A 20,177-nucleotide genomic window follows, 5' to 3' on the forward strand; every position below is an offset into this window, starting at 1 on the left:
TTTACGGCAAAGAGGACAACCAATGCTGCCCTCTTTCCCTGCTTTCCTATGTTTTATTCGTAATAGTATTTCACTTTATCCGCGGAATCAAATAATGTGACTTTTTCGGCAATTACTTTTCGGCATGCCTGAATCGGTTCTGGATAAATTTCAAGAGGCTCTCTGTATTCCGGATGAGCATTTAAAACTTCCCTGCATTTTTCATAAAATGCAACCTTAATATCACTCGAAATATTGATTTTAGAAATTCCGATCTTTACTGACTTTGCAATCTCCTCATCTTTATTGCTGGAGCCTCCGTGAAGGACCAGCGGAATATCCAAAGCATCCTTTAATGTCTGTAAAATATCCAAACGCAATTCCGGTTTCATATCGCTTGGATAAATTCCGTGTGCGGTTCCAATCGCCACAGCCAAAGTATCAATTCCCGTTTTTTCCACAAAGTCTTTTGCCTGATCCGGATCCGTATAAATAATTCCGGTTGTTCCTCCTTCAATGGAATTTCCGGTTGTTCCGATCGTTCCCAATTCACTTTCCACTGAGACATTGGCAAGATGGGCAACCTCGCATACTTTTTGTGTAATCGCAACATTCTCTTCATATGGAAGTTTGGATGCATCAATCATAACAGAGGTGAATCCAGCCTGAATTGCTCTCACAACCGTTTCATATTGATCTCCATGATCCAGATGAATTACCACCGGAACTTCTGTTTTGGAAGCTTCATAGATCATTGCCTGAATTAAGCTGTTTTCTACAAAATTAAATTCATCTGGTGACATTTCAAGAATCACCGGACTTTTCATCTCCTTTACCTGTTTCATCACCGCTTTTAATAACTGATCACTTCCGATATTAAACGCCGGAACGGCAAATCCTTTTTCGTCTGCTACCTTCAGTAAGTCTTTCATGTTCATTAACATTGTTCTTTTCTCCTTTTATATTATAATGATTTTCCTTCTGATTTTGATAATCGTATATAGTTCTTCACAATTTCCTGACTGTCCGCTTCCACCTGATGCATCATCACCCAATAATTGATGTCCGGATCTTTTTCCAAATGTCTCTTGATACTTTCCACATTGACATTCATAAAATCACACCCTACGTTAATTTTATTAATTCCGTATTCCACACATTTTCTAATATTTTCATCTCCGGAACCACTGCCTCCGTGAAGAACCAGCGGCATCTTGGTTTTTTCTTTAATTTCTTTCAGCCGTTTAAAATCAAATTCCGGAATGTGCCCTTTGGGATGATTCCCATGGGAACTTCCAAATGATACTGCCAATGCATCCACCCCGGTCTCCTCTGCAAAGCGAAGAGCCTCCTGTGGATTGGTTTTCATATCGTGATTTGTCATTTTCCCGCCTTCTGCAGTTCCCATGCATCCGATTTCACCTTCCACACTGGCGCCAAATTGCTCTGCAAATTTTACAATCTCTTTTGTCATTTGTATATTGCCTTCCAAATCATAGCGGGAAGCATCCACCATCACACTGGAATATCCATCTGCCAATGCTTGTTTTAAAAGAGAAAGTTCTTCCCCGTGGTCAAAATTCAGTGCAACTTCTACACTTGCCCGCTCTGCAAGCTTTTTTACTATGGGCGCAATCAGATTGCTGTCGCAATGATTTACCATATGCTCCTGTACAATATTCACGATGATGGGCGCCCTTAAGGACTGTGCTGCCCCAATGACAGCTCTGACAGTCTCTATATTAAAACAATTAATTGCCATCACTGCATAATTTCCCTCATTTGCCCGTCTGAGCATTCCTTTCATTGACACATACATAAACAATAAATCCTTTCCTGTTTGGTCTCTTCCTTCTTATGAAATTGTAAATCCAGATAAATCCATCTCTTCTTCTTTGTCATCTTCCATTGGTTCGTCCACATTGGTCTTTTTCTTTTTAATCAATACTAACAAAACACCAGTCACTGCCGTTCCTGCCAGAAGTGCAATCAATGCAGCCAGAGGGTTTGACATAGCCGGAATGACAAAGACTCCACCGGAAGGTACTTTACTGCCCACTCCAAAGGTGAAACTAATGGCGCCGGTCACTCCGCATCCTGTTGCAGTGCAAATGACCGTGCGGATCAAATCATTCATCGCAATCGGAATGACACCTTCTGAAATCATACAAAGCCCCATTGGAAATGCTACTTTGATATTCTCCACTTCCTGAGAAGAATAAATATTTTTCTTTAGAATTTTTGATAACACCAGTGAAAATGTAATGCCGAGAGGAGGTACCATTGCCGCTAAAACTTTAATTGCCTCCGGTTCTGTAATTCCCTCTAACAAAAGTCCGTCACAAATTAAGTTTGGCACTTTACTGATTGGTCCTCCGAAATCAATACACCCAAGGGCTCCAATAATAAATCCGTAAACTCCTTTGGAAGACTGATCCAGTCCGGTAATAAAATTAGTTAATGCATTGGTTGCCCATACAATTGGATTTCCTACCACAAAGAACATAATGAGTCCTGCAATTAATGCAGATAATGTAGGAACAATCATCATTGGCATTAAAGCTTCCGCCCATTTCGGTACTTTCAGATGATTTTTAATAAATAATGCGATATAACCGACAAGATAACCGCCGATCATTCCTCCGAGAAACCCTGCTCCAAGGAATGATGCAATCTGTCCCATTAAGAAACCTGGTGCAATTCCGGGACGGTCTGCAATAGAATATGAGATATAACCTGCGATAAAAGATGGCAGCAATCCCATTCCCAAAACTCCAAGAGAAGTTAATGCATTTGGAACTGTCATTTTGGACAATTCTGTTACATTTTCTCCTCCCATTAAATTACCTACGGCAATTAGCAGTCCAGATGCCACAACCAGCGGAAGCATATAGGAAATGGCAGTCAGCGCATGCCGTTTTAATTCTTCTCCGATTTTTTTCATTTCTCTCTTCTCCTTTTCCTTCTCTTTTGTTACCGGTTACTTTTTCAAATCTTCTTCGATTTTGGCAATTAACTGCTTCGGCGCTTTTACACAAACATTTGTCGGAACCTTAACCGTCGGTTTTCCTTCAAATCGCTCTGTTCCCGTAATTGCAATGTCAACTGCAAGAATCACGATATCTGCCTCTTTAATTTCCTGTGCCGTCAATTCGTCTTCCGTTCCGATCGTTCCCTGAGTCTCAACCTTGATGGTATGCCCCATACTTTCCGCGGCACGAATTAATTTTTCCTTTGCAATATAAGTATGTGCAATGCCGGATGTACATGCTGCTACTGCTACAATTTTCATAATTATTCCCCTTTCTGAATGCTTTTACCTCGTTTCTTTATGGTCTAATCATACCTTAAATCCCTGCTTTTGGGTCATTAAGAGAAGGCTTTTTAATCCGGCATTTTTTTCTTTCCTCTTACCTTTTTATCTGTGATTCTCCGTTTTAATACGGTAATTTTTTATCATCTAAGGCGCGCGGTTGCCAAGGGCTCGGACAAAACCGGACTTTGACTCATTGCTGTCACAAAAAAGCCCCCATACAGGACTGAACATTTCATCGTCCGTATGGGGGCAGTCTCTTAAAAAACAGCTTTTAAATCTTCCACCGTTTGAGCTGCAAGCAGCGCCTGCACCGCGTCATCATTTCCAAGAGTTCTGGCAACCTCGGCAAGCAGTTTTAAATGGGTTTTGGCATTTTCATTATCATTTCCCACTGCAAATAAGAAGATTAATTTTACTCCTTTTCCATCCAGTGTTTCCCATGGGATTTCATCTTCTACCTTTCCAATGGCAATCCCTACCTGCGTAACGGAATCACTTTTCCCATGAGGGATCGCTACATAATTTCCGATTCCTGTCTGTCCCTGAGATTCCCGAACATAAATATCTTCCACATAAGCATCAACATCTTCGATATATCCTGCGCTTTTTAATTTTTCTGCCAGATGCCGGATAGCTTCTTTCTTATCTCCTGCCTTCATATTTAAATCAATCACTCTTTCATCTAATACACTTTTAATCTCCATTTTTCTTCCTCCTGATTTTACTGGATTAAATATTTATAAACTGCAATATTGGATTTCATATTTTTCAACATTGTTAACTTCTCTTCTGAGTCAATAAGAGAAACATATTCTTTGTAGAACAACTGGACACGGTGAATTTCATCTCTGGTGCTCATGCGAAATGCCAGCAGGAAGACCACCTGCACCTGCTCATTGTCCCACAAAATTGGCTTTTCCAAAAAAGCAATGGCAACCTTTGACTCATTGACTGCCATCGGAGATCCATGAGGCAGGCTTACGCCATTTTCAATGGTTGTCGTTGTCTTTCTCTCCCGTTCCATCACCGTATCATAAAATTCCTCACTGACCACTCCTTTTGTCTCCATGACCTTACACATGGTTTTCAGACATTCTTCTTTGGAATTTACGTCCATGTGGGTAAATATAAACTCCGGCGAAAACAGCAGACAGCATTCCGGTGAAAATGGAGTTGCATTTTTCATCATTTGAGAATTCATATCATCCAAATGATTCCTCAAAGTAAGAATTCCGTTCTCATTTAATATGTTAGGGACCACTACAATTCTTGCATCTTTTTCTTTTCTCTCCACGGAAGATATAATGATATCATAGTCTTCGTAATCATGAATTTTAAAATCATGGATACTCACAAACTTTAACTCCCCGATTTCAGGAACCGACTTCCTGATTCTCTCCTGAATCAACTGGGCATGTCCCATATTAAAATTCGTAACCATCACTGTGCGATACCAATGTTTTTCTCTCTCAATCGCTGCCTGAATATAAAGGACAATATATCCAATTTCATCTTCTGTAATTTGCAGATTATAACATTCTTCAAACAAAATACTAATAGCCCAGCTTGCCCGAAAAACATTTTTGTATTCCTCTTTAATAAAATCAATCAGAGCATTCTTTTGCGGTGTTCCAAAGCGCAACCGAAAAATTGTGGGCCGCAGATGAACAATCAGACTCTCTTTTACTTTCTTATCTGAAGATAAATCCACTTCCAAAATATCTCCGATAACTTTCAGCATCCGATCCACAAATTCCACTAATTTATTATCATATTTTTTTACCTGGCTTAGCGTTACATCTACGTCTGAAATCCCGATAAATTTGGAACATAAAATTTGAATTGATAAAAATAAGATATCTTCTGTCAAAAAATGAACATGAAATACTTCCTCCAGCTTTTCAAAAATCGCTACGGTAAATGCATACTCATTGTACTTCTTTAAGATCTTTAATTCTTCCAGATAATAGTCACTGACAAGAGGAATTGCAAGTTCCTTTCTCTTATAGGCAAGACAGCAATAAATTAAAATCTCATAAAAGGATTCGTCGGTAAAACGGTAATTCCACTCATTTTCTGTCTGGATAATACATTTTTTAATGGCAGATACATCAATATTTGAGAAAAAATAGTTGACATTATCCTGAATATCTTCCGCAGTTCCCTTCATCATAATTAAATTTTTTATGGCGACCCGATATTCATTTTCTTCACTTTTCAGGCGATATCCCTTTCCCCTCTCATTGATCAGAGAAATATGATAAATCTGGAGCCATTCCTCACATTCTCTTAATACTTTCAGCATGGTCGGAACACTCAAGTATAGTTTTAGAGACAACTGCTGCGTCGTTAATGTCTGCCACGGTCTCAAATTGAAAAATATTTTCAGAGTTTCTGTCATCCGCTCTCTCGGATCATATCCGCTCGCCTTCCATTCATCGTGACTCAGCGCCCTTTGAATCTGTTCTTTTTGATGGCCGCTGGCTTCCAGCCAGATTCCGACTCTGGGTTTTCTCTGAATTTTCCCCAGATTATTTTGCTGTAAAAAATCATTGAGTTCACCTAAGCGATTCCTGACAGACTTCTCTGAAAGTCCAATTTCCTGTGCAATTTTTCCCGTTGCCAAAATATTCCCGTCTGCAATACAATCAAAAATCTGTTTCATATAAAATTTATCTTTTGAACGTTTCATCTTTCAGGTTCCTTTCCGTACGAATGAACTTTGATTCACACCTCCTTTATTAAGATAAATTTAGTATAGCATGAAACTTTTTCTTCTGATTATTAACAACGGGCTTTTTAATACGGCATATTTTTTCTGTTCTCAGACAGATTTCTTTTCCTCCGACAATCTCAAAATCCTCTGCAGCAATTCTTCCGAGTACACTCTCCCGCCTTCCATATAGGCAATGCTTTTCTTACCTCCCGCCTGAATTTTCAGAGATTCCGGCGCAAAAAAAACATCTGCATACTCTGCCATGGAAAGATCAAATATACTGTCTCCCGCGGCAAAGATGCAGTCAGCTTTTGCATAATTTTGAAACCGTTTTACTGCCATTCCTTTGGTCAGTTTTTTCGGCAAAACATAAAGTTTCACCCCATGGGCAAAGATATCCACCTTCCCTTCGTCTAAATATTTTTTCAAACCATTCATGGACGCTCTTGGCTTTTCACTTTTCGTAAACACAAACAGCTGTTCAATCAATCTGGTATCCAAAATTCTGTTGGAGTCCTTTTCCAAAAAAAATTGTGCTTTCTCAAGCTCCTCCTGACAGTCTTTTATTAAATTCAGGGATTCTTGATACCATTCTTTTTTTATCTCTCCTTTTTCCAGCAAAATCCCTCCATTGCACACCAGCGCATATTCCGGTCGTCCAATGGTTAAATCAATCCTCTCATATTGTTCTATGGTTCTTGTGGTTGTGGGAACAACTAAAACATTCCGATTCACTTTCTTTAATAATTCCACCGACTGTTCGGTCATAAAGGAAACTTCCCTTCCCTGATACATTTCGACGCATCGTTTGCAGTCTCCAATTTCATGTTTGCAGGAATAAATTAAAGTATTATCTAAATCTGTATGAAAAACAATCATCTTCTCTCTCCTAATATAAAACAAAGCGGACAAATCCGCCTCCAAAACTTTCTGAATATCATAAAAAATACGGCAGAACCCTCTGCCGCATTTTCTCTATTTTTTATGAATCAAAGACTTTCGGATCAAATCAATCGGGATCATAGTTGCCGCCAACACAACGGTCACAATCCAGCCTGTGACTCCAAATGGAACACAGCTAAACATATTTCCAATCCACTGAAATAATTCCAACGGCACAACGCCCGCATTGACAATCAAAAACTGTACTGCAATGATCAAAAAGAACACCTTCAAAAATCCGGGATTTTCATTCAATCCTTTGAAAATTCCAAAGCCCTCGTCTCTTACATTGAATCCATTAAACAAGGCACTGACAATAAACAATACAAAGTATGCTGTTAAATGCTGCTGTTCATTCTCAAAAAACTGATCGAAAAACGGAAGTTTTAAAAATACAAAACTTAAAACGGTCAGCCACGCTCCCATAAAAATAATCTGTTCCATCATGCTTCTGCTGACAATGCTCTCATCTCGTCGTCTCGGAGCTTCTTTCATATATTTTTTCAGAGCCGGCTCATTCCCCAGCATAATTGCGCCCAAGCCATCCATTACCAGATTTACAAAAAGTAAATGTGTAACCTTCAATGGCTCTTCCACGCCAAAGAATGGAGCAATGGCACTGACAACGACTGCAGCTACGTTAATTACCAACTGGAAACGACAGAATTTCAAGATATTATGATAGATCGTCCGTCCATACCAAATTGCATCTTTAATTGAAGCGAAGTTATCATCTAAAATGACAATTTCTCCTGCTTCTTTTGCTGCTTCTGTTCCACTTCCCATTGCAAATCCCACATCGGCACGTTTTAACGCAGGCGAGTCATTGACTCCGTCCCCGGTCATTCCAACCACAAGATTCATTTCCTGGCACAGCCGGACCATTCTGGACTTATCTGTCGGAAGGGCTCTTGCAATCACCCGAATATCAGAAATAATTTCTTTGACCTGCTCATCGCTCATCTCATTTAACTGTGCAGAAGAAATGGCGCGGTCGGATTCTGACGTTAAGAGCCCCGCGTCCTTCGCAATGGCTTTTGCCGTCTCCAGACGGTCTCCGGTAATCATAACGACCTGAATTCCTGCATTCTGCACTTCCTTAATTGCCTGTTTTGCAGATGGACGAACATCATCTCGAATTCCAGCGAATCCTATGATGACAACATCCTCATGAATTTTATTTTCCTCCAGATGACGTTCGGAATAACCAAATGCCAAAACTCTCATTGCCTTTGATGCCAGATCGTCAATCTTACGGTTCAGCGCTTCGGAATCAATTTCCTTGATCTCTCCATCATGATCTAAATATTTTGACGCAGCTTCCAGCAAACGCTCCGGCGCTCCTTTGTAAAAAGTTTTTCCGAGATAATCAATTCTTGCCTGACTGAACTTATTGGTAGAGTTAAAGCCCTGCATCTTGGAAATCTTACACTCTTTATCTTCATCCAGCAAATGAAATGTTTCTTCTCCCAGAAACTTTAACAGCGCCTGATCTGTTGCATTTCCTCCGATCACTCTGTGCTGTGCGTCAAACATAGACTGCGTATTCTTTCCAATTGCCAAATCCAGCAGCCCTTTGACCTTCCCGTGATTTTTCAATTCATCCAGCGCGATTGATTTTCCGTCTGCGGTGAAGAAATCCACCACCTCCAGCTGTCCTTTTGTAATGGTTCCCGTCTTATCGCTAAATAGAATATTCAGAGAACCTGCCGTCTCAATTCCTTCTGCTTTGCGCACCAATACATTGTGGTCCAGCATCTTGCTGGTATTTTGCATCAGCACAAGAGAAATCATCAATGGCAGACCTTCCGGCACTGCACAGACAATAATTACAACAGCCAGTGATACCGCATCCACCAGATCTTTTATAATTTCCGGCGCTCCCATTGCAAAATAAACCGATGGTCCGCCTGCCGATATGATAAAATAAACAAAATAAAGCACTGCAATCACAACGGCTCCGATATAGCCGAATTTTGAAATCTGATCTGCAAGCTTTGACAGTTTTACTTTCAGAGGGGAATCCACATCATCCTCCTGCATTTCTTCTGCCATCTTGCCCATCATAGTTTTGAGTCCCACTCTCTGGACTTCCAAAACTCCTTCTCCGTCAAAAATCACCGCCCCGCGGAATAAAGAATGTGCATCCACAAATGTATCGCCTGTGACATCCTCCGGAATTTTCATACCTGCCGACGCCGCAGTCTTCTTACATTCCTCTGCTTCTCCATTCAGCACAGAATTATCGACCCGCAAATCTCCTGAAATCAGTACGCCGTCTGCCGGAATTTTGTCTCCGGATTGAAGAAGAACCAGGTCTCCTACTACCACTTCGTCAACCTCAATCACCGTAACAACACCGTTTCGATAAACCTTACACTGATCCTTTTTGGTATTCTCTTTTAATTCCCGATATTTTGTATCACTGGAAACTCCTGTTTTTGCAGTCACAAATGCAACAATCAGCACTGCCACAATCGTTCCTGCCGGTTCATAAATTTCTGCATATCCAAAAAAGAACATTACAATCATCAACGCCGCAATAAACAGCAAAATTTTGATCATTGGATCTTTGAATGTCTCTTTAAACTCCTGCCAAAAAGTTGTAGGTTCCGAATCCGGAATCTCATTCGACCCGTATTTTCTCCGCGATACCGCAACTTCATCATCTTTCAGTCCATTAAAATTCATAGTAATTCCCTTTTCTATTTTTGTTTATCTACCCAAAGCGTCCCCTTATTGATACCTTTTTGCCAGCGCATCAATGTCTGCATCTTTGGTACCCTGTCCGATGGCATTAAATTTCCATTCCTCATTATGACGATAAATTTCTCCGAAAACCATCGCCGTCATGTCGGAATAATCATCAGTTAGATTATATTTGCAAATCTCCTGATTGTTTCTTGCATCCACCAGACGGATAAATGCATTTTCAATCATTCCAAAATGCTGCTTTCTCTTCACTGCACGGTAAATATTTACCACAACTACAATTCGGTCGTATTCTGCCGGAATCTGATCCAAATCTACAATGATCTGCTCATCATCTCCGTCTCCTTCTCCGGTCAGATTATCCCCCAAATGCTGGACAGTCCCGGATTTATGACGGAGATTTCCAAAGTAGACAATGTCACGTTTATTGGATAATTTCCCGTTTTGCAGAAGAAATGCGGTCGCATCACAGTCAATGGACGCTGATTTAAAAAGGGAAAATCCCTTCGCTCTTCTCACCTCATCCCATCCAAGACCTACAACCACTCTTGAAAGACCTGCGCTTTCTTTGGTCAGACTAACCTTCTGACCTTTTTGCAAACTAATTGACATGGCTCTCCTCCTTATGCTACTTCAATTCCATAGTGCGCACACAATGCAGCCAAACCGCCCTGGAATCCACTTCCAATGGCATTAAATTTCCACTCGCCGTTATGTTTGTACAGTTCTCCAACAACCACCGCTGTTTCGATGGAGAAATCTTCTCCCAAATCATAGCGGATCAGCTCCTGTCCTGTTGCCTCGTCTACAATGCGAATAAATGCATTGGATACCTGACCGAAATTCTGACGCCGCGCGTCTGATTCATAAATTGTTACGGTAAACGCAATCTTGGAAATGTTTTGCGGAATTTTCGACAGATCAATCTGAATCTGCTCGTCGTCTCCGTCTCCTTCTCCGGTTAAATTGTCTCCCAGATGTTTTACAGATTCACTTTCATGAACCAGATTTCCGTAGAAAATAAATTCTTTGTCTGTCGGGCATTTTGCACTGTCATCCTGCATAAACGCCGCAGCATCCAAATCAAAAGACTCGCCGGAATCAAATGCATTTACATCCCATCCAAGACCTACCATAATATTTTTCAGTCCCGGATTCCCTTTCGTAAGACTCACTTTCTGTCCCTTCGTTAAATTAATTGGCATAATCAATTACCTCCTTATTGAATTCGCCTGATTGGGCGTATGGTACATTTTATGAAATTCCTCTTTCATTGTCTGCAGTCTTACCTGATCTTCCCTGCGCTGCTTTCTGGCATTTTCCTGGATCTGTTTTGTCTCGTCAATGCCATTTACAATGGTACGCCATGTTGTCTCTAAAGTCTCTATTTTGATTGAGCTTCCTGAAGCCATTCTGGCAATCATCTTTGACTGCTCTGCCGTATTCCTTGCATTTTTAATTAACATTTCATTGGTTTTCGCATCCAGCTCTGACATAGCCTCCGCCTGAATTTTCTGACGTTTGAGCATAATCGCCTGAGCCAGTGCCTGCTTAAATACCGGCAGCGTTACAATAAAAGCTGAGTTGATTTTCCGAACCAGATTCATATTACTAAATTCCATTGTTTTAATCATCGGAATTGACTGCATAGCAATATTTTCTGCGGTCCGCAAGTCCTGTGTTCTCTGTTCCAGCATCATCAGCGCCTGCTCAAGATTTTGAACTTCAAACTGCAGGGAATGATCCTCACTTGTCTGCAGTTCCTGACGTTTCTGCTCAAGATAAGCTTCCAGCTCCCTGCATCCCTGCTCTCCTGCCAGAATATACTTCACCAGCTGGTGATAATATCCCACATTCGCCTGAAACATCTCATCCAATTTGCGATTGGTCTGTTTGATCTCTGCTTCATATTGCTTTAATTCCACATAGATCTTGTCGACCTCATCTCCCATTGTATGATACTTTTCCAGAATTTTATCCAGCTGTTTTTTTAGATTTTGAAAAAACTTTCCAAATAATCCCGGCTTTTCTTTGATCTCTTCAATATCAAACTTGGACATTACTTTCGCCAGTGTATTTAAAAGCTCTCCCGTATCATTTAACTGTGACATATTGACGCTGTTTAACACCACGTCCGAAGCTCTGGATACCTCATCGGCTGCCTCTGCCCCAAAGGAAACGATACTCTCCATATTGAAAACCTCAATCTGGCTGCAAAGTGCGTCTACCTCCGGTGAATTGGTCAATTCCGCATTCATTTTCTGACGATCTTCTACGATATCATAAGCTTCCGGCTCATTGATCGGTTCCGATACTGCCGGCTGCTGCGCTCCCGGCTGTCCAAAATCTAATCCCATACTTAATTCCCCCGTTTAAATATTTTTTCTTTCCATGATAATAACGCTGCTCTTCCCCGATCTGCCGATAAATCCGGCACATTCAGGTCATATAAATATTCTCCAATCTCATGTTCTTCCATGATATTTTTTTGAAAAAAACCTTCGACACTTCGATATCCAGTGGGAACAAAAAACAGTACGTCAAATCCAACCAAATTTAAGAATGCCGTTAAAATGCTGTCTTCCAAAGAAAGGCACTGTTCCGTCGTGTGGACAATCATAATCTTTGGATTCTTTTTGGTAAAATCGAATTTTTGAATCAGCTGAAGCAACTGTTTCGGCAAATTCAACACGGTTGAAAGAATGGTATATTCCGTACCATTTTCAAAGGTACCCTTTATGATCTTCTGGTTGATCAAAAGCTCCAGTTTCTCCAATATATGATTCTGCATTGCTTCTCTTAAAAAACCATATGGATACAGGCGGTGATCTTTGATCCTTTTCTTTTGAAGCCTTCCATCTTTCAGAAACTCCGTCACATTCATCTTCTGAGAACTTCTTTGCGGTCCCTGAAACCATGGAAGCTTTGTAACCAAAACGGTATCTGCAGTATTCAGATTCCGAAGCTCCTCCCAGTACCTTGCTAAATCTCCGTCCTTTACTCCGGATATTTTACTGCAAATTACAGGCATTGTAACAACTTCCTGAACCACCTGAAAATTCGGCCGGTATTTCAGTTCTTCATCCCAAAGAAGACGAATCTCTTCATACATTGTCTGAAGATTCACCACATTGGCTTTCTTATGCTGTCTCTCTCTGTACATGCCGGAATCCTGATACATCAAAGTATCCAATTCCCGCTCTGCATAATATGCAGCGGTCCCCATGCGCAACATTGCATTTTCTGTAGGAAAACTCTCTGCCTCCATCGACTGATCGTAATGGAGTTCCAGCAGCTCCGGCGCCTGAAGACAGCAAGGATGACTCTGGTCCGGAACAAAAATCAACAAATCTGTGGGAAGCTTCGATAAAAATCTCAAAAACAATGCCTCATTTTCATTCCGGCATCCCCCGAAGTCAATCACACAGGCAAGTTCCGGCAGCTTCCATCCCTGAAACAGAATCTTTTGGTATCTCCGAATCCAGCACAGAAGATAAACGGCTTTGTTTGCAAGTCGTTGAAGGTTGCCCTGCTCTTTTTCAAACTTCTCCATCATTATATCAATAAACGTTTGATTTATCAATTGCTCCAGCTGCGGATTCTCCCCGCATCGAATATTGCCGGATAAATGGGAGAGCATCTGCTCTATTGTTTTGTAGGGCTGTCTGCGGATTTCCCCAATCTCTTCCACCGATGGCTGTGGAATCGTTTGATCCAGAATCAGAATCTTTCGGCCGGACTGCCTCATCTGTTCATAAAACCGAAACAGATCCTGCATATATGTGACCGGATTCTCCACACCGGTGATTCTCCAAAAGCAATGATAAAATTTATTTGGTTCTGTTCCGCGGCTTCCAACAGGTTCCAAAGCAGCTTCCATCCCCTTTTTTTGACTCCATGTATTGATCTCCCCAAAAATCTGAGGCCGCTCTCCGTAAAGCATCGCTAAGTTCTGACGCCGCTGCTGCTCCTCCCCAAGCTGCCGGATTCCAAAACCTTTCGGAAACGAGCTCATTCCTTCCTGCACATAATCTGTAAAAATCTCTGATATTTGACCGCAGTCTTCCATGGACTCATACTGTAAAAGTATCATATCACAGCCGGCTCTGGAGAGAATATCCAGCATCCGTAATCCGTAATTCCCCGGATCTCTCTCACATAAAATCTTCGGAATCTCCTCTTTTCCCAAAAAGACAAGAATTCGTTCAAATCGATAATACAGCCAGCACATAAACTTAATATAAGCATTCTTTAAAATATTCAGATTTTTTCCCTGTCTGTGCATATCCATCAGACCATCATACATTGCCATTGCAATGCGGTCTCTCTGTTCTTGATCCAATCTTGGAAGCCATCGTTGCAGCTGCTGTAAAAAAAACTTTACATCCATGCGAAATTCAAGTCCCATCATTTCTTCATAGTAAGAAAGATTCTGTTCTGTGGGGTTTGGTATCTTTCCCTCCAAAATCACCCCCCGACGCCTTGTCTCCGAGTAATATTTCATAAGAAAATCCAAGATCTTCTCACTGAACTGACAAAACCGGTACGCATAAACTTCCTTTCCTGTTCTCTCTTTGCTTTTCTTAAAAAAATCATCGAACTCTTTGATTGTTCCACGCTTAAACATCCTCTTGACCCCAACATATGATAACTTTATTTTTCCTCAATCTTTATTTTTAATCTTATCATATTCCAGGGAAAATAACTATCTTTTTGCAAATTTTAATGCTATAATCAATGGTATCATTTAAAGGGGTGTAACTTATGAAAAATTCTGTTTTACATTACAGTGTCGGCGCTCTTTTGTATTGTCCCGCCAACGCTGAACATATCGTAAAATCCTTAATCCACAATCGATTTGGCTCCAACTTTTCTCTGGCCCTTTGTCTGGAAGATACCATTCCGGAGGCCTGCGTGGAAGAAGCATTGCAAATCCTTACCCACTCTCTTTTTTTATTACAGGAAGCTGCCTCGCGGCAGGATTTTTTTATGCCTAAAATTTTCATAAGGGTTCGCAATCCTGAACAAATTCTTACAGTTTATCACAGGGCAGAAGCTTCTCCATTGATTACAGGCTTCATTCTTCCAAAATTTGACCTGGAAAACGCAGATGCCTATCTGGAAGCTGCCCTTTCCGTCCATCGGCTTAGCCCCCGTCCTCTGTACATTATGCCGATTCTGGAAAGTCCTTCTATGATCGACCTTCGCCACCGGTTCGATCTTTTATATTCATTGAAACAAAAATTGGATTCCGTCGAATCTCTTGTATTAAATGTTCGTGTCGGAGGAAACGATCTATGTCATGCTTTTGGATTTCGGCGTCGTTGGGATCAATGCATTTATGATATTTTACCGATTGCAAATCTATTATCTGACATTGTCTCAGTCTTTGGACAAGATTATGTTATTTCCGGGCCTGTCTGGGAATATTACCGCGGCTCCCATTGGGATTATGGCATGAAAAAAGAGCTGGAAAAAGACCAGCTCTGCGGCTTTATCGGAAAAACAGTGATCCATCCAAACCAAATTTCTCTTGTCCATCAAGCCTATCAAGTATCCCGCCAAGATTATGAAGATGCTGTGTCCATTCTTCGCTGGGACCAAACCTCCCACTCCCTTGTCAGCGGAAGCCAGAATCACGAACGTATGAATGAATATAAAACCCACAGAAACTGGGCGCAGAAAATATTATTTCTTTCAGAAGCTTATGGAATTTCAGGGCATGTTGAGGGTTAAAATCCTTCCCATGCCCTGACAGCTTTTACGTATCTGCCATACTTCGGATCAATCCGCATGCCTTATAATGGGTCAGCCGGCAATATTCTACCGGAACCTGCTTCTCCCCTGCAAGCCGCACAATGTGTTCCAAAGACGGATCCTCCTTCCATTGATTGGAAATGAGCACTTTCCATGGAATCCTCCGAAGCAGTACTCTCGTAGTTTCCCCGATCCCCGGTTTTATCAAATTGATATCTTTTATTTTATACTTCCGCGCTAATTCTTCCACTTCCTCCAATCCTGTACCTTCCGGTACCCTCTCGCGGGCCCTCTCCGAATATTTTTGAAATTTTGACTCTATCGCCTGTAAAAATTGCCGGGATAAATCCTGTGCTTCCATCTCCTCATAATAAACAGCCCCATGAAAGTCCTGTTCTTTGATAATATCATCTCTTAAAAATGTTCTGCTGATCAAGCCTGAAACTGTGCAGTTTAAACATGAGCTTGGAATCAGAAGATCCTCATGTGTTCCGCAAAGCTCCGTTAAATTTGCCGGATCCGCCAGCACCGCCAATTCAGACGAAACATCCTGAAATTCTTTCACATCTTTTTCCAGTTCCCGAAAAATAGCTCCTTTTCCAGTCCATCCGTCTACAAATAAAAGATCTTTTGCCTCATAGCGGTCGAGCAAATATTTTATGGCATTTTGATCAATTCCTCTCCCGCGAATAATAGAAATAGAATAATGTGGTATTTCCATTTGATATTTCCAGCGAAAGTATCGTTTCAGCAAGATTCCTACCGGAATCCCGGCTCTTGCTAACGATACAAGAACCACTGTTTTCCCTCGTTTTTTTAAAATCTTGTCTGCCAGCGTACCTACTGCGTCTGCCACCGGATCTGCATAATGCAGCAATGCATTTTCATAGGCTTCCATATATTTTTTTGTAGGAACATACTCGATTGGCAGCATCTCACAGTAATGTCGCCCTGACTGAATCTGCCGTTCTCTCTCTTCTGTTGACTGTGGCTCCACCTGCCCGGTAATATCCTTCAGCAACAGAGTTACATCCTCTTTTTCATAACTGCTTCTCATTTCTCACACCACCTGACTACAATGATATCTTTATTTCCACACTCCTGCAAAGCATGAAGCAGAGTTTTCATTCCTCGATCCGCCACTCCCGGAGCATCCGTGATAACAAGAACCAAATCATATGCTTCAAGTTCATACACATACGTTTTTCGGCTCTCCTCATAGCAGCTGATCAGCTCCCATCGCTCTTTCAGTGGATATTCCGTCTCTCGGCTGACTGCAATGGGACTTCTCGTTGTTGCATGACACTTCACACTCTTTCCCTTTTGTTCCAACGCCGCTCCGACGCACATTGCCGGAAACATAAATTCCTCCGTTCCCAGCACAAGAATTTTTTGTTTTTGACAAGCATCAAGTTCCCGGCAAATCGACTGCACAAGTTCCCCACAAGCCTTTTCATACACTTTTCCCTGTGTCAAATGTCTGGGATTTGTCCATCCTTTCAAAACAATATCCCTGATATATGCTTCATTGACCTGAGATCCTGCCTTATAATAGCTTCCGTCACCTTGATACAGTTCTGCGACGGACCGATACTCTTCATTTTTTGCAGACAGCAGATAGAAACGATCGATCTTCTTTTCCTCAAATCTCCTTTTTGCCGCGGCATCCATCCCATTGACAATCGAGATCACAGAATAATCAAAGTTTTTTTCATACTCTTTTTCAATGACACGGATCGCATTGCAAATGGTATTTCCGGTGGTAATTTCATCCTCTACAAAAATAATACGATCGATCTGATCTTGGATCTGATCAAATTCATTTCTAACAATTTTTTGTTCTGCCGCGTGACTGTGCGCCTCCGAAAAATACAAATATTTTGCCCCCGGAATCTCTTCTCTCGTTGTTTGAATATAGGAAACGTCAAATTGAACAGCCAGCGCTGCTCCAATTGCCGTTGCTGTTTCTGCAAACCCAATCATTAAAATTTTCTCATTCCCATAGCATCCCTCTAGTTTTTGCCCCAGTTCTTGAAACAGTCTGAATGATTTTGTCGGTGACACCGGCACATGCTTTCCCTGAAAACGATTTACTAAAAGATAGTTTCTTTTCGGATTCTTCTCACGCTTCGCTACTGCAATCATTGATGGTTCCATGGCTACTCCTGTTCTTTCTTATCTTACTTCGATTTTTATATTTTACAGATCTCCTTTGGAAATTGTACCATATTTTACGAAGATGGAAAACGCTTCTTTCCCCTTGATTGTTTGAGACATTGATATCTAAGATTCTTTTGACAGAATCTGCAAATATTTTGTCGGCACCCAACTATTGAGCTGCCTGATCAGCGCTTCCTGCTGTCCATTGTTTTTCTGAACCTTGCTTACCGTATACTTTTTGCCAGTATAAGCCGAAGCAACTTTCTTTCCCCTGCTGGCTCCGCCATATACCGCGCCGGATTTGATTTTGACCTTTGCACCTGCTTTGAGTGTGCTAACAACCTTGCTTGCCGTGGAGGTCCCAATGGTCTGATTCAGAATTGCTTCTGCCAGCACTTTACCGATCTTGTCCGCTCCCACAGATTTATACAGCAGATAATCGTCTTTATCATCCACAAAACAAATTTCAAACAGCATCGCCGGCGCTTTGGTGTGCTTCAGATAATACAAACTTTTGGATGTCTTCAGTCCCCGATCGGTAAACCCAAGAGCCTTCATTTTCTTTCTGCACCGGTTTGCCACTGCTTTCTTAGAAGAATTCCAGCTGTACGCCCAGATTTCAAAGCCTCCTACTTTTTTATCTCCTTTTCTGTCGTTCCTGCCGGAATTTAGATGGACCGAATAATCCTGTTTCACACTGTGCGCATTACATTTGGCGCAAATCTTTACCAGCACATCGCTCTGACTTTTCCCATTTTCCACCGTGCAGTCATAGACCGCTGCGCCGCCTTTCTTTAAATACTTTATGATTGCTTTTGCAATTTTCCGGTCCTCTTTGCTCTCATCTAACAATCCCTTTGCCCCGCAGGCAACTTCCCCGAATGGGTTATGCCCTCCATGTACATTATATTTTACCATTATGCTTCCCCCTCCTCTTCTGCTTCCGGCTCTACGTCCTCCACGTCGTTATATTCTGTATCCTGTAGCATAGGATCCTCTAATAAGTCCACTGCTTCTTCCTCCGGCAGTCCGGCAACGGAAGTCAGCAAAGATACCACTCCTGCAAGTGCTGCGGTTCCCGCAACGGTTTTCCAATCTACCGCGGTAATCGTGGCGGCTGCCGGCAATAAAGCCACCGCAGTCTGCGCCATAGTCTTCACAGCTCTCACACCTGCTGCCTTTGCCCATTTTTTTGTATCTACCGATACCTTGAATACACTATTCTGAAACATATCCTTATCCTCCTTAAATCAAATGCCCAACTGCTGCTCCGATCAGTACGCTGATCAGCGCCGTAAGAAGGGTTGTTTTTACTAATTTCCAACTCTCCGCCGGTTCCTGTTCCAGCTTGTCCAGCCGGACACCCTGTATTTTTAATTCCTCCAGCATCTGAGTCAGATTCATCGCCATCTCTTTGACAGAGATCACAAGGTCCTGAATCACTTCATTCTGTGCTTCCTGCTTGTCCATTCGCTTTTCCAGTGAACGAATGTCTTTTCGGTGTTCTGCAAAACGAACTTCAATTTCATTTTCTTCCATAATTTCTCCTTTCAAATTTTCAGTAAACAAAGCGGACAAATCCACTTGGGCTTCCTGCTCCCCAATCTTACGGAGCATTTTTTATTTTGTTAGGAGATCCATCCAAAAGAATTTCCTAACAAAATAAAAATAAGACCTCTCGGTCTTAACATTACAATAAACAGCTAAATTCAGATATAAATACTCTTATTGGAGAAAAAGTTGATAAAATAAATTTAAATAATTCTGTATAACAACATTATATATTCGTGAAACAGAAATTTGACATCTAGTACAAAATATACTGGGCACTTAGTATATACAGTTTTATTTATCAAGAATCTTTAAAATATATGTCAAGCGATTTATATGGATTTTAGTTAGTTTTTTGTTTTTATTTGACTGACTGTATCAATAATGCTTTTTACATTACACGTAGCCATATAAACACAGTAATATAAGGTGGCAAATTTCCGGCATTTCCTGTTCCAGATGCAGCTGTAGCATTATTACTTGGAGTACCTGTATTTCCAGAAATATTATGCGTATGATTAACTGATTGTACTCCTGTATTTGTAATTCTGGACCATGTTGCATTTCCAGATACTCTAGGATACTTATAGGTTGTTCCCCCTACATCTCCAGAATCCGCACCTGGTGATTCATCTGTAACAGGCCAATATTTGCAAGTAGAACTTCCTGTCCCGTGTGTGTGTGTGATACACTTTGTACTCCAGATATCAGATTAATTACATGTGTATGGCTGCTCATATTATGACTATGATTTTGTAAATCTTTATGCCCACCAATTTTCTTTATGCCATTAAAACTACCATCGTTTTCATCTACACCTACCAATGTACGTCCATTGGCAAACCGTTCCCAAGTTCCACCGAAAATGTTTCCAGGATTTGTATTGTTTACAGAAACATAAATACTTCCCACTGGATAAACTTTTTCCAGTAAATCTGAATTTAGCTTTCTTATTTTATCTCCATTTATTTTTCGCATTACATTGATTCTAAATAATACAATTAATTTCTAATGATAAATTTTTGTACAAAAACAAAACCTCCC

Annotated in this window: 17 protein-coding genes and 2 pseudogenes; 1 reads left to right on the forward strand and 18 read right to left on the reverse strand. The window is 41.1% G+C overall.

Going from position 1 to position 20,177, the window contains the following annotated elements; translation table 11 throughout:
* Nucleotides 1-53 precede the first annotated feature (53 nt).
* The 12 genes and pseudogenes from AC27EF_RS12955 to AC27EF_RS13010 all read right to left on the reverse strand — a co-directional run bounded on the left by AC27EF_RS12955 (nucleotide 54) and on the right by AC27EF_RS13010 (nucleotide 14,292).
* A complete protein-coding gene (locus AC27EF_RS12955) occupies nucleotides 54-923 on the reverse strand; it encodes a ketose-bisphosphate aldolase (protein ID WP_487111185.1) in 870 nt (289 codons plus the stop codon).
* Nucleotides 924-943: 20 nt separating this feature from the next.
* Nucleotides 944-1,798 (reverse strand): class II fructose-bisphosphate aldolase, encoded by an 855-nt coding sequence (locus tag AC27EF_RS12960; protein ID WP_487111186.1) that lies wholly within the window; start codon nucleotides 1,796-1,798, stop codon nucleotides 944-946.
* Between the two features lie 36 nt (nucleotides 1,799-1,834).
* Nucleotides 1,835-2,926, reverse strand: a pseudogene (locus AC27EF_RS12965) (PTS fructose transporter subunit IIC); the annotation flags it as partial.
* Between the two features lie 33 nt (nucleotides 2,927-2,959).
* Nucleotides 2,960-3,271: a PTS fructose transporter subunit IIB gene (locus AC27EF_RS12970; protein WP_487111187.1), complete on the reverse strand. Its 312-nt coding sequence runs from the start codon at nucleotides 3,269-3,271 to the stop codon at nucleotides 2,960-2,962.
* Nucleotides 3,272-3,552: 281 nt separating this feature from the next.
* Entirely contained in the window at nucleotides 3,553-3,999 is a 447-nt protein-coding gene (locus AC27EF_RS12975) for a PTS sugar transporter subunit IIA (RefSeq protein WP_487111188.1), read from the reverse strand.
* 17 nt (nucleotides 4,000-4,016) lie between these two features.
* The gene (locus AC27EF_RS12980) at nucleotides 4,017-5,987 is read right to left on the reverse strand and encodes a BglG family transcription antiterminator (protein WP_487111189.1); all 1,971 of its coding nucleotides are present in this window, start codon (nucleotides 5,985-5,987) and stop codon (nucleotides 4,017-4,019) included.
* 132 nt (nucleotides 5,988-6,119) lie between these two features.
* On the reverse strand, nucleotides 6,120-6,890 hold the full coding sequence (locus AC27EF_RS12985) for a Cof-type HAD-IIB family hydrolase (RefSeq protein ID WP_487111190.1): 771 nt from the start codon (nucleotides 6,888-6,890) through the stop codon (nucleotides 6,120-6,122).
* A gap of 96 nt (nucleotides 6,891-6,986) precedes the next feature.
* Complete coding sequence (locus AC27EF_RS12990) at nucleotides 6,987-9,644, reverse strand: calcium-translocating P-type ATPase, PMCA-type (RefSeq protein WP_487111191.1); 2,658 nt, start codon at nucleotides 9,642-9,644, stop codon at nucleotides 6,987-6,989.
* 45 nt (nucleotides 9,645-9,689) lie between these two features.
* Entirely contained in the window at nucleotides 9,690-10,277 is a 588-nt protein-coding gene (locus AC27EF_RS12995; protein WP_487111192.1) for a TerD family protein, read from the reverse strand.
* Between the two features lie 11 nt (nucleotides 10,278-10,288).
* Nucleotides 10,289-10,870, reverse strand: coding sequence for a TerD family protein (locus tag AC27EF_RS13000; RefSeq protein WP_487111193.1), 582 nt, complete (start codon nucleotides 10,868-10,870; stop codon nucleotides 10,289-10,291).
* 6 nt (nucleotides 10,871-10,876) lie between these two features.
* Nucleotides 10,877-12,022, reverse strand: coding sequence for a toxic anion resistance protein (locus tag AC27EF_RS13005; RefSeq protein WP_487111194.1), 1,146 nt, complete (start codon nucleotides 12,020-12,022; stop codon nucleotides 10,877-10,879).
* A 2-nt stretch (nucleotides 12,023-12,024) separates the two neighbouring features.
* The gene (locus AC27EF_RS13010) at nucleotides 12,025-14,292 is read right to left on the reverse strand and encodes a YceG family protein (RefSeq protein WP_487111195.1); all 2,268 of its coding nucleotides are present in this window, start codon (nucleotides 14,290-14,292) and stop codon (nucleotides 12,025-12,027) included.
* A gap of 137 nt (nucleotides 14,293-14,429) precedes the next feature.
* Between AC27EF_RS13010 and AC27EF_RS13015 the strand changes: the two genes are divergently transcribed.
* Nucleotides 14,430-15,401 carry an HpcH/HpaI aldolase/citrate lyase family protein gene (locus AC27EF_RS13015; protein ID WP_487111196.1) on the forward strand — a complete coding sequence of 324 codons (972 nt, stop codon included), beginning with the start codon at nucleotides 14,430-14,432 and terminating at the stop codon, nucleotides 15,399-15,401.
* A gap of 25 nt (nucleotides 15,402-15,426) precedes the next feature.
* Here AC27EF_RS13015 and AC27EF_RS13020 read toward each other — a convergent pair whose 3' ends face one another.
* The 6 genes and pseudogenes from AC27EF_RS13020 to AC27EF_RS13045 all read right to left on the reverse strand — a co-directional run bounded on the left by AC27EF_RS13020 (nucleotide 15,427) and on the right by AC27EF_RS13045 (nucleotide 20,111).
* Nucleotides 15,427-16,479: a cysteine protease StiP family protein gene (locus AC27EF_RS13020; RefSeq protein WP_487111197.1), complete on the reverse strand. Its 1,053-nt coding sequence runs from the start codon at nucleotides 16,477-16,479 to the stop codon at nucleotides 15,427-15,429.
* Nucleotides 16,476-17,579: a phosphoribosyltransferase domain-containing protein gene (locus AC27EF_RS13025; protein ID WP_487111198.1), complete on the reverse strand. Its 1,104-nt coding sequence runs from the start codon at nucleotides 17,577-17,579 to the stop codon at nucleotides 16,476-16,478. The genes AC27EF_RS13020 and AC27EF_RS13025 overlap by 4 nt, the downstream gene beginning before the upstream one ends.
* A gap of 126 nt (nucleotides 17,580-17,705) precedes the next feature.
* The gene (locus AC27EF_RS13030) at nucleotides 17,706-18,500 is read right to left on the reverse strand and encodes an N-acetylmuramoyl-L-alanine amidase (protein ID WP_487111199.1); all 795 of its coding nucleotides are present in this window, start codon (nucleotides 18,498-18,500) and stop codon (nucleotides 17,706-17,708) included.
* Nucleotides 18,501-18,601: 101 nt separating this feature from the next.
* A pseudogene (locus tag AC27EF_RS13035) lies at nucleotides 18,602-18,814 on the reverse strand (holin); the annotation flags it as partial.
* Nucleotides 18,815-18,827: 13 nt separating this feature from the next.
* Nucleotides 18,828-19,121, reverse strand: a complete 294-nt coding sequence (locus AC27EF_RS13040) for a hypothetical protein (protein WP_487111200.1) — start codon at nucleotides 19,119-19,121, stop codon at nucleotides 18,828-18,830.
* A 612-nt stretch (nucleotides 19,122-19,733) separates the two neighbouring features.
* Nucleotides 19,734-20,111: a phage baseplate protein gene (locus AC27EF_RS13045; protein WP_487111201.1), complete on the reverse strand. Its 378-nt coding sequence runs from the start codon at nucleotides 20,109-20,111 to the stop codon at nucleotides 19,734-19,736.
* Nucleotides 20,112-20,177: the final 66 nt, after the last annotated feature.

This window comes from Anaerostipes stercorihominis, from assembly GCF_057535655.1.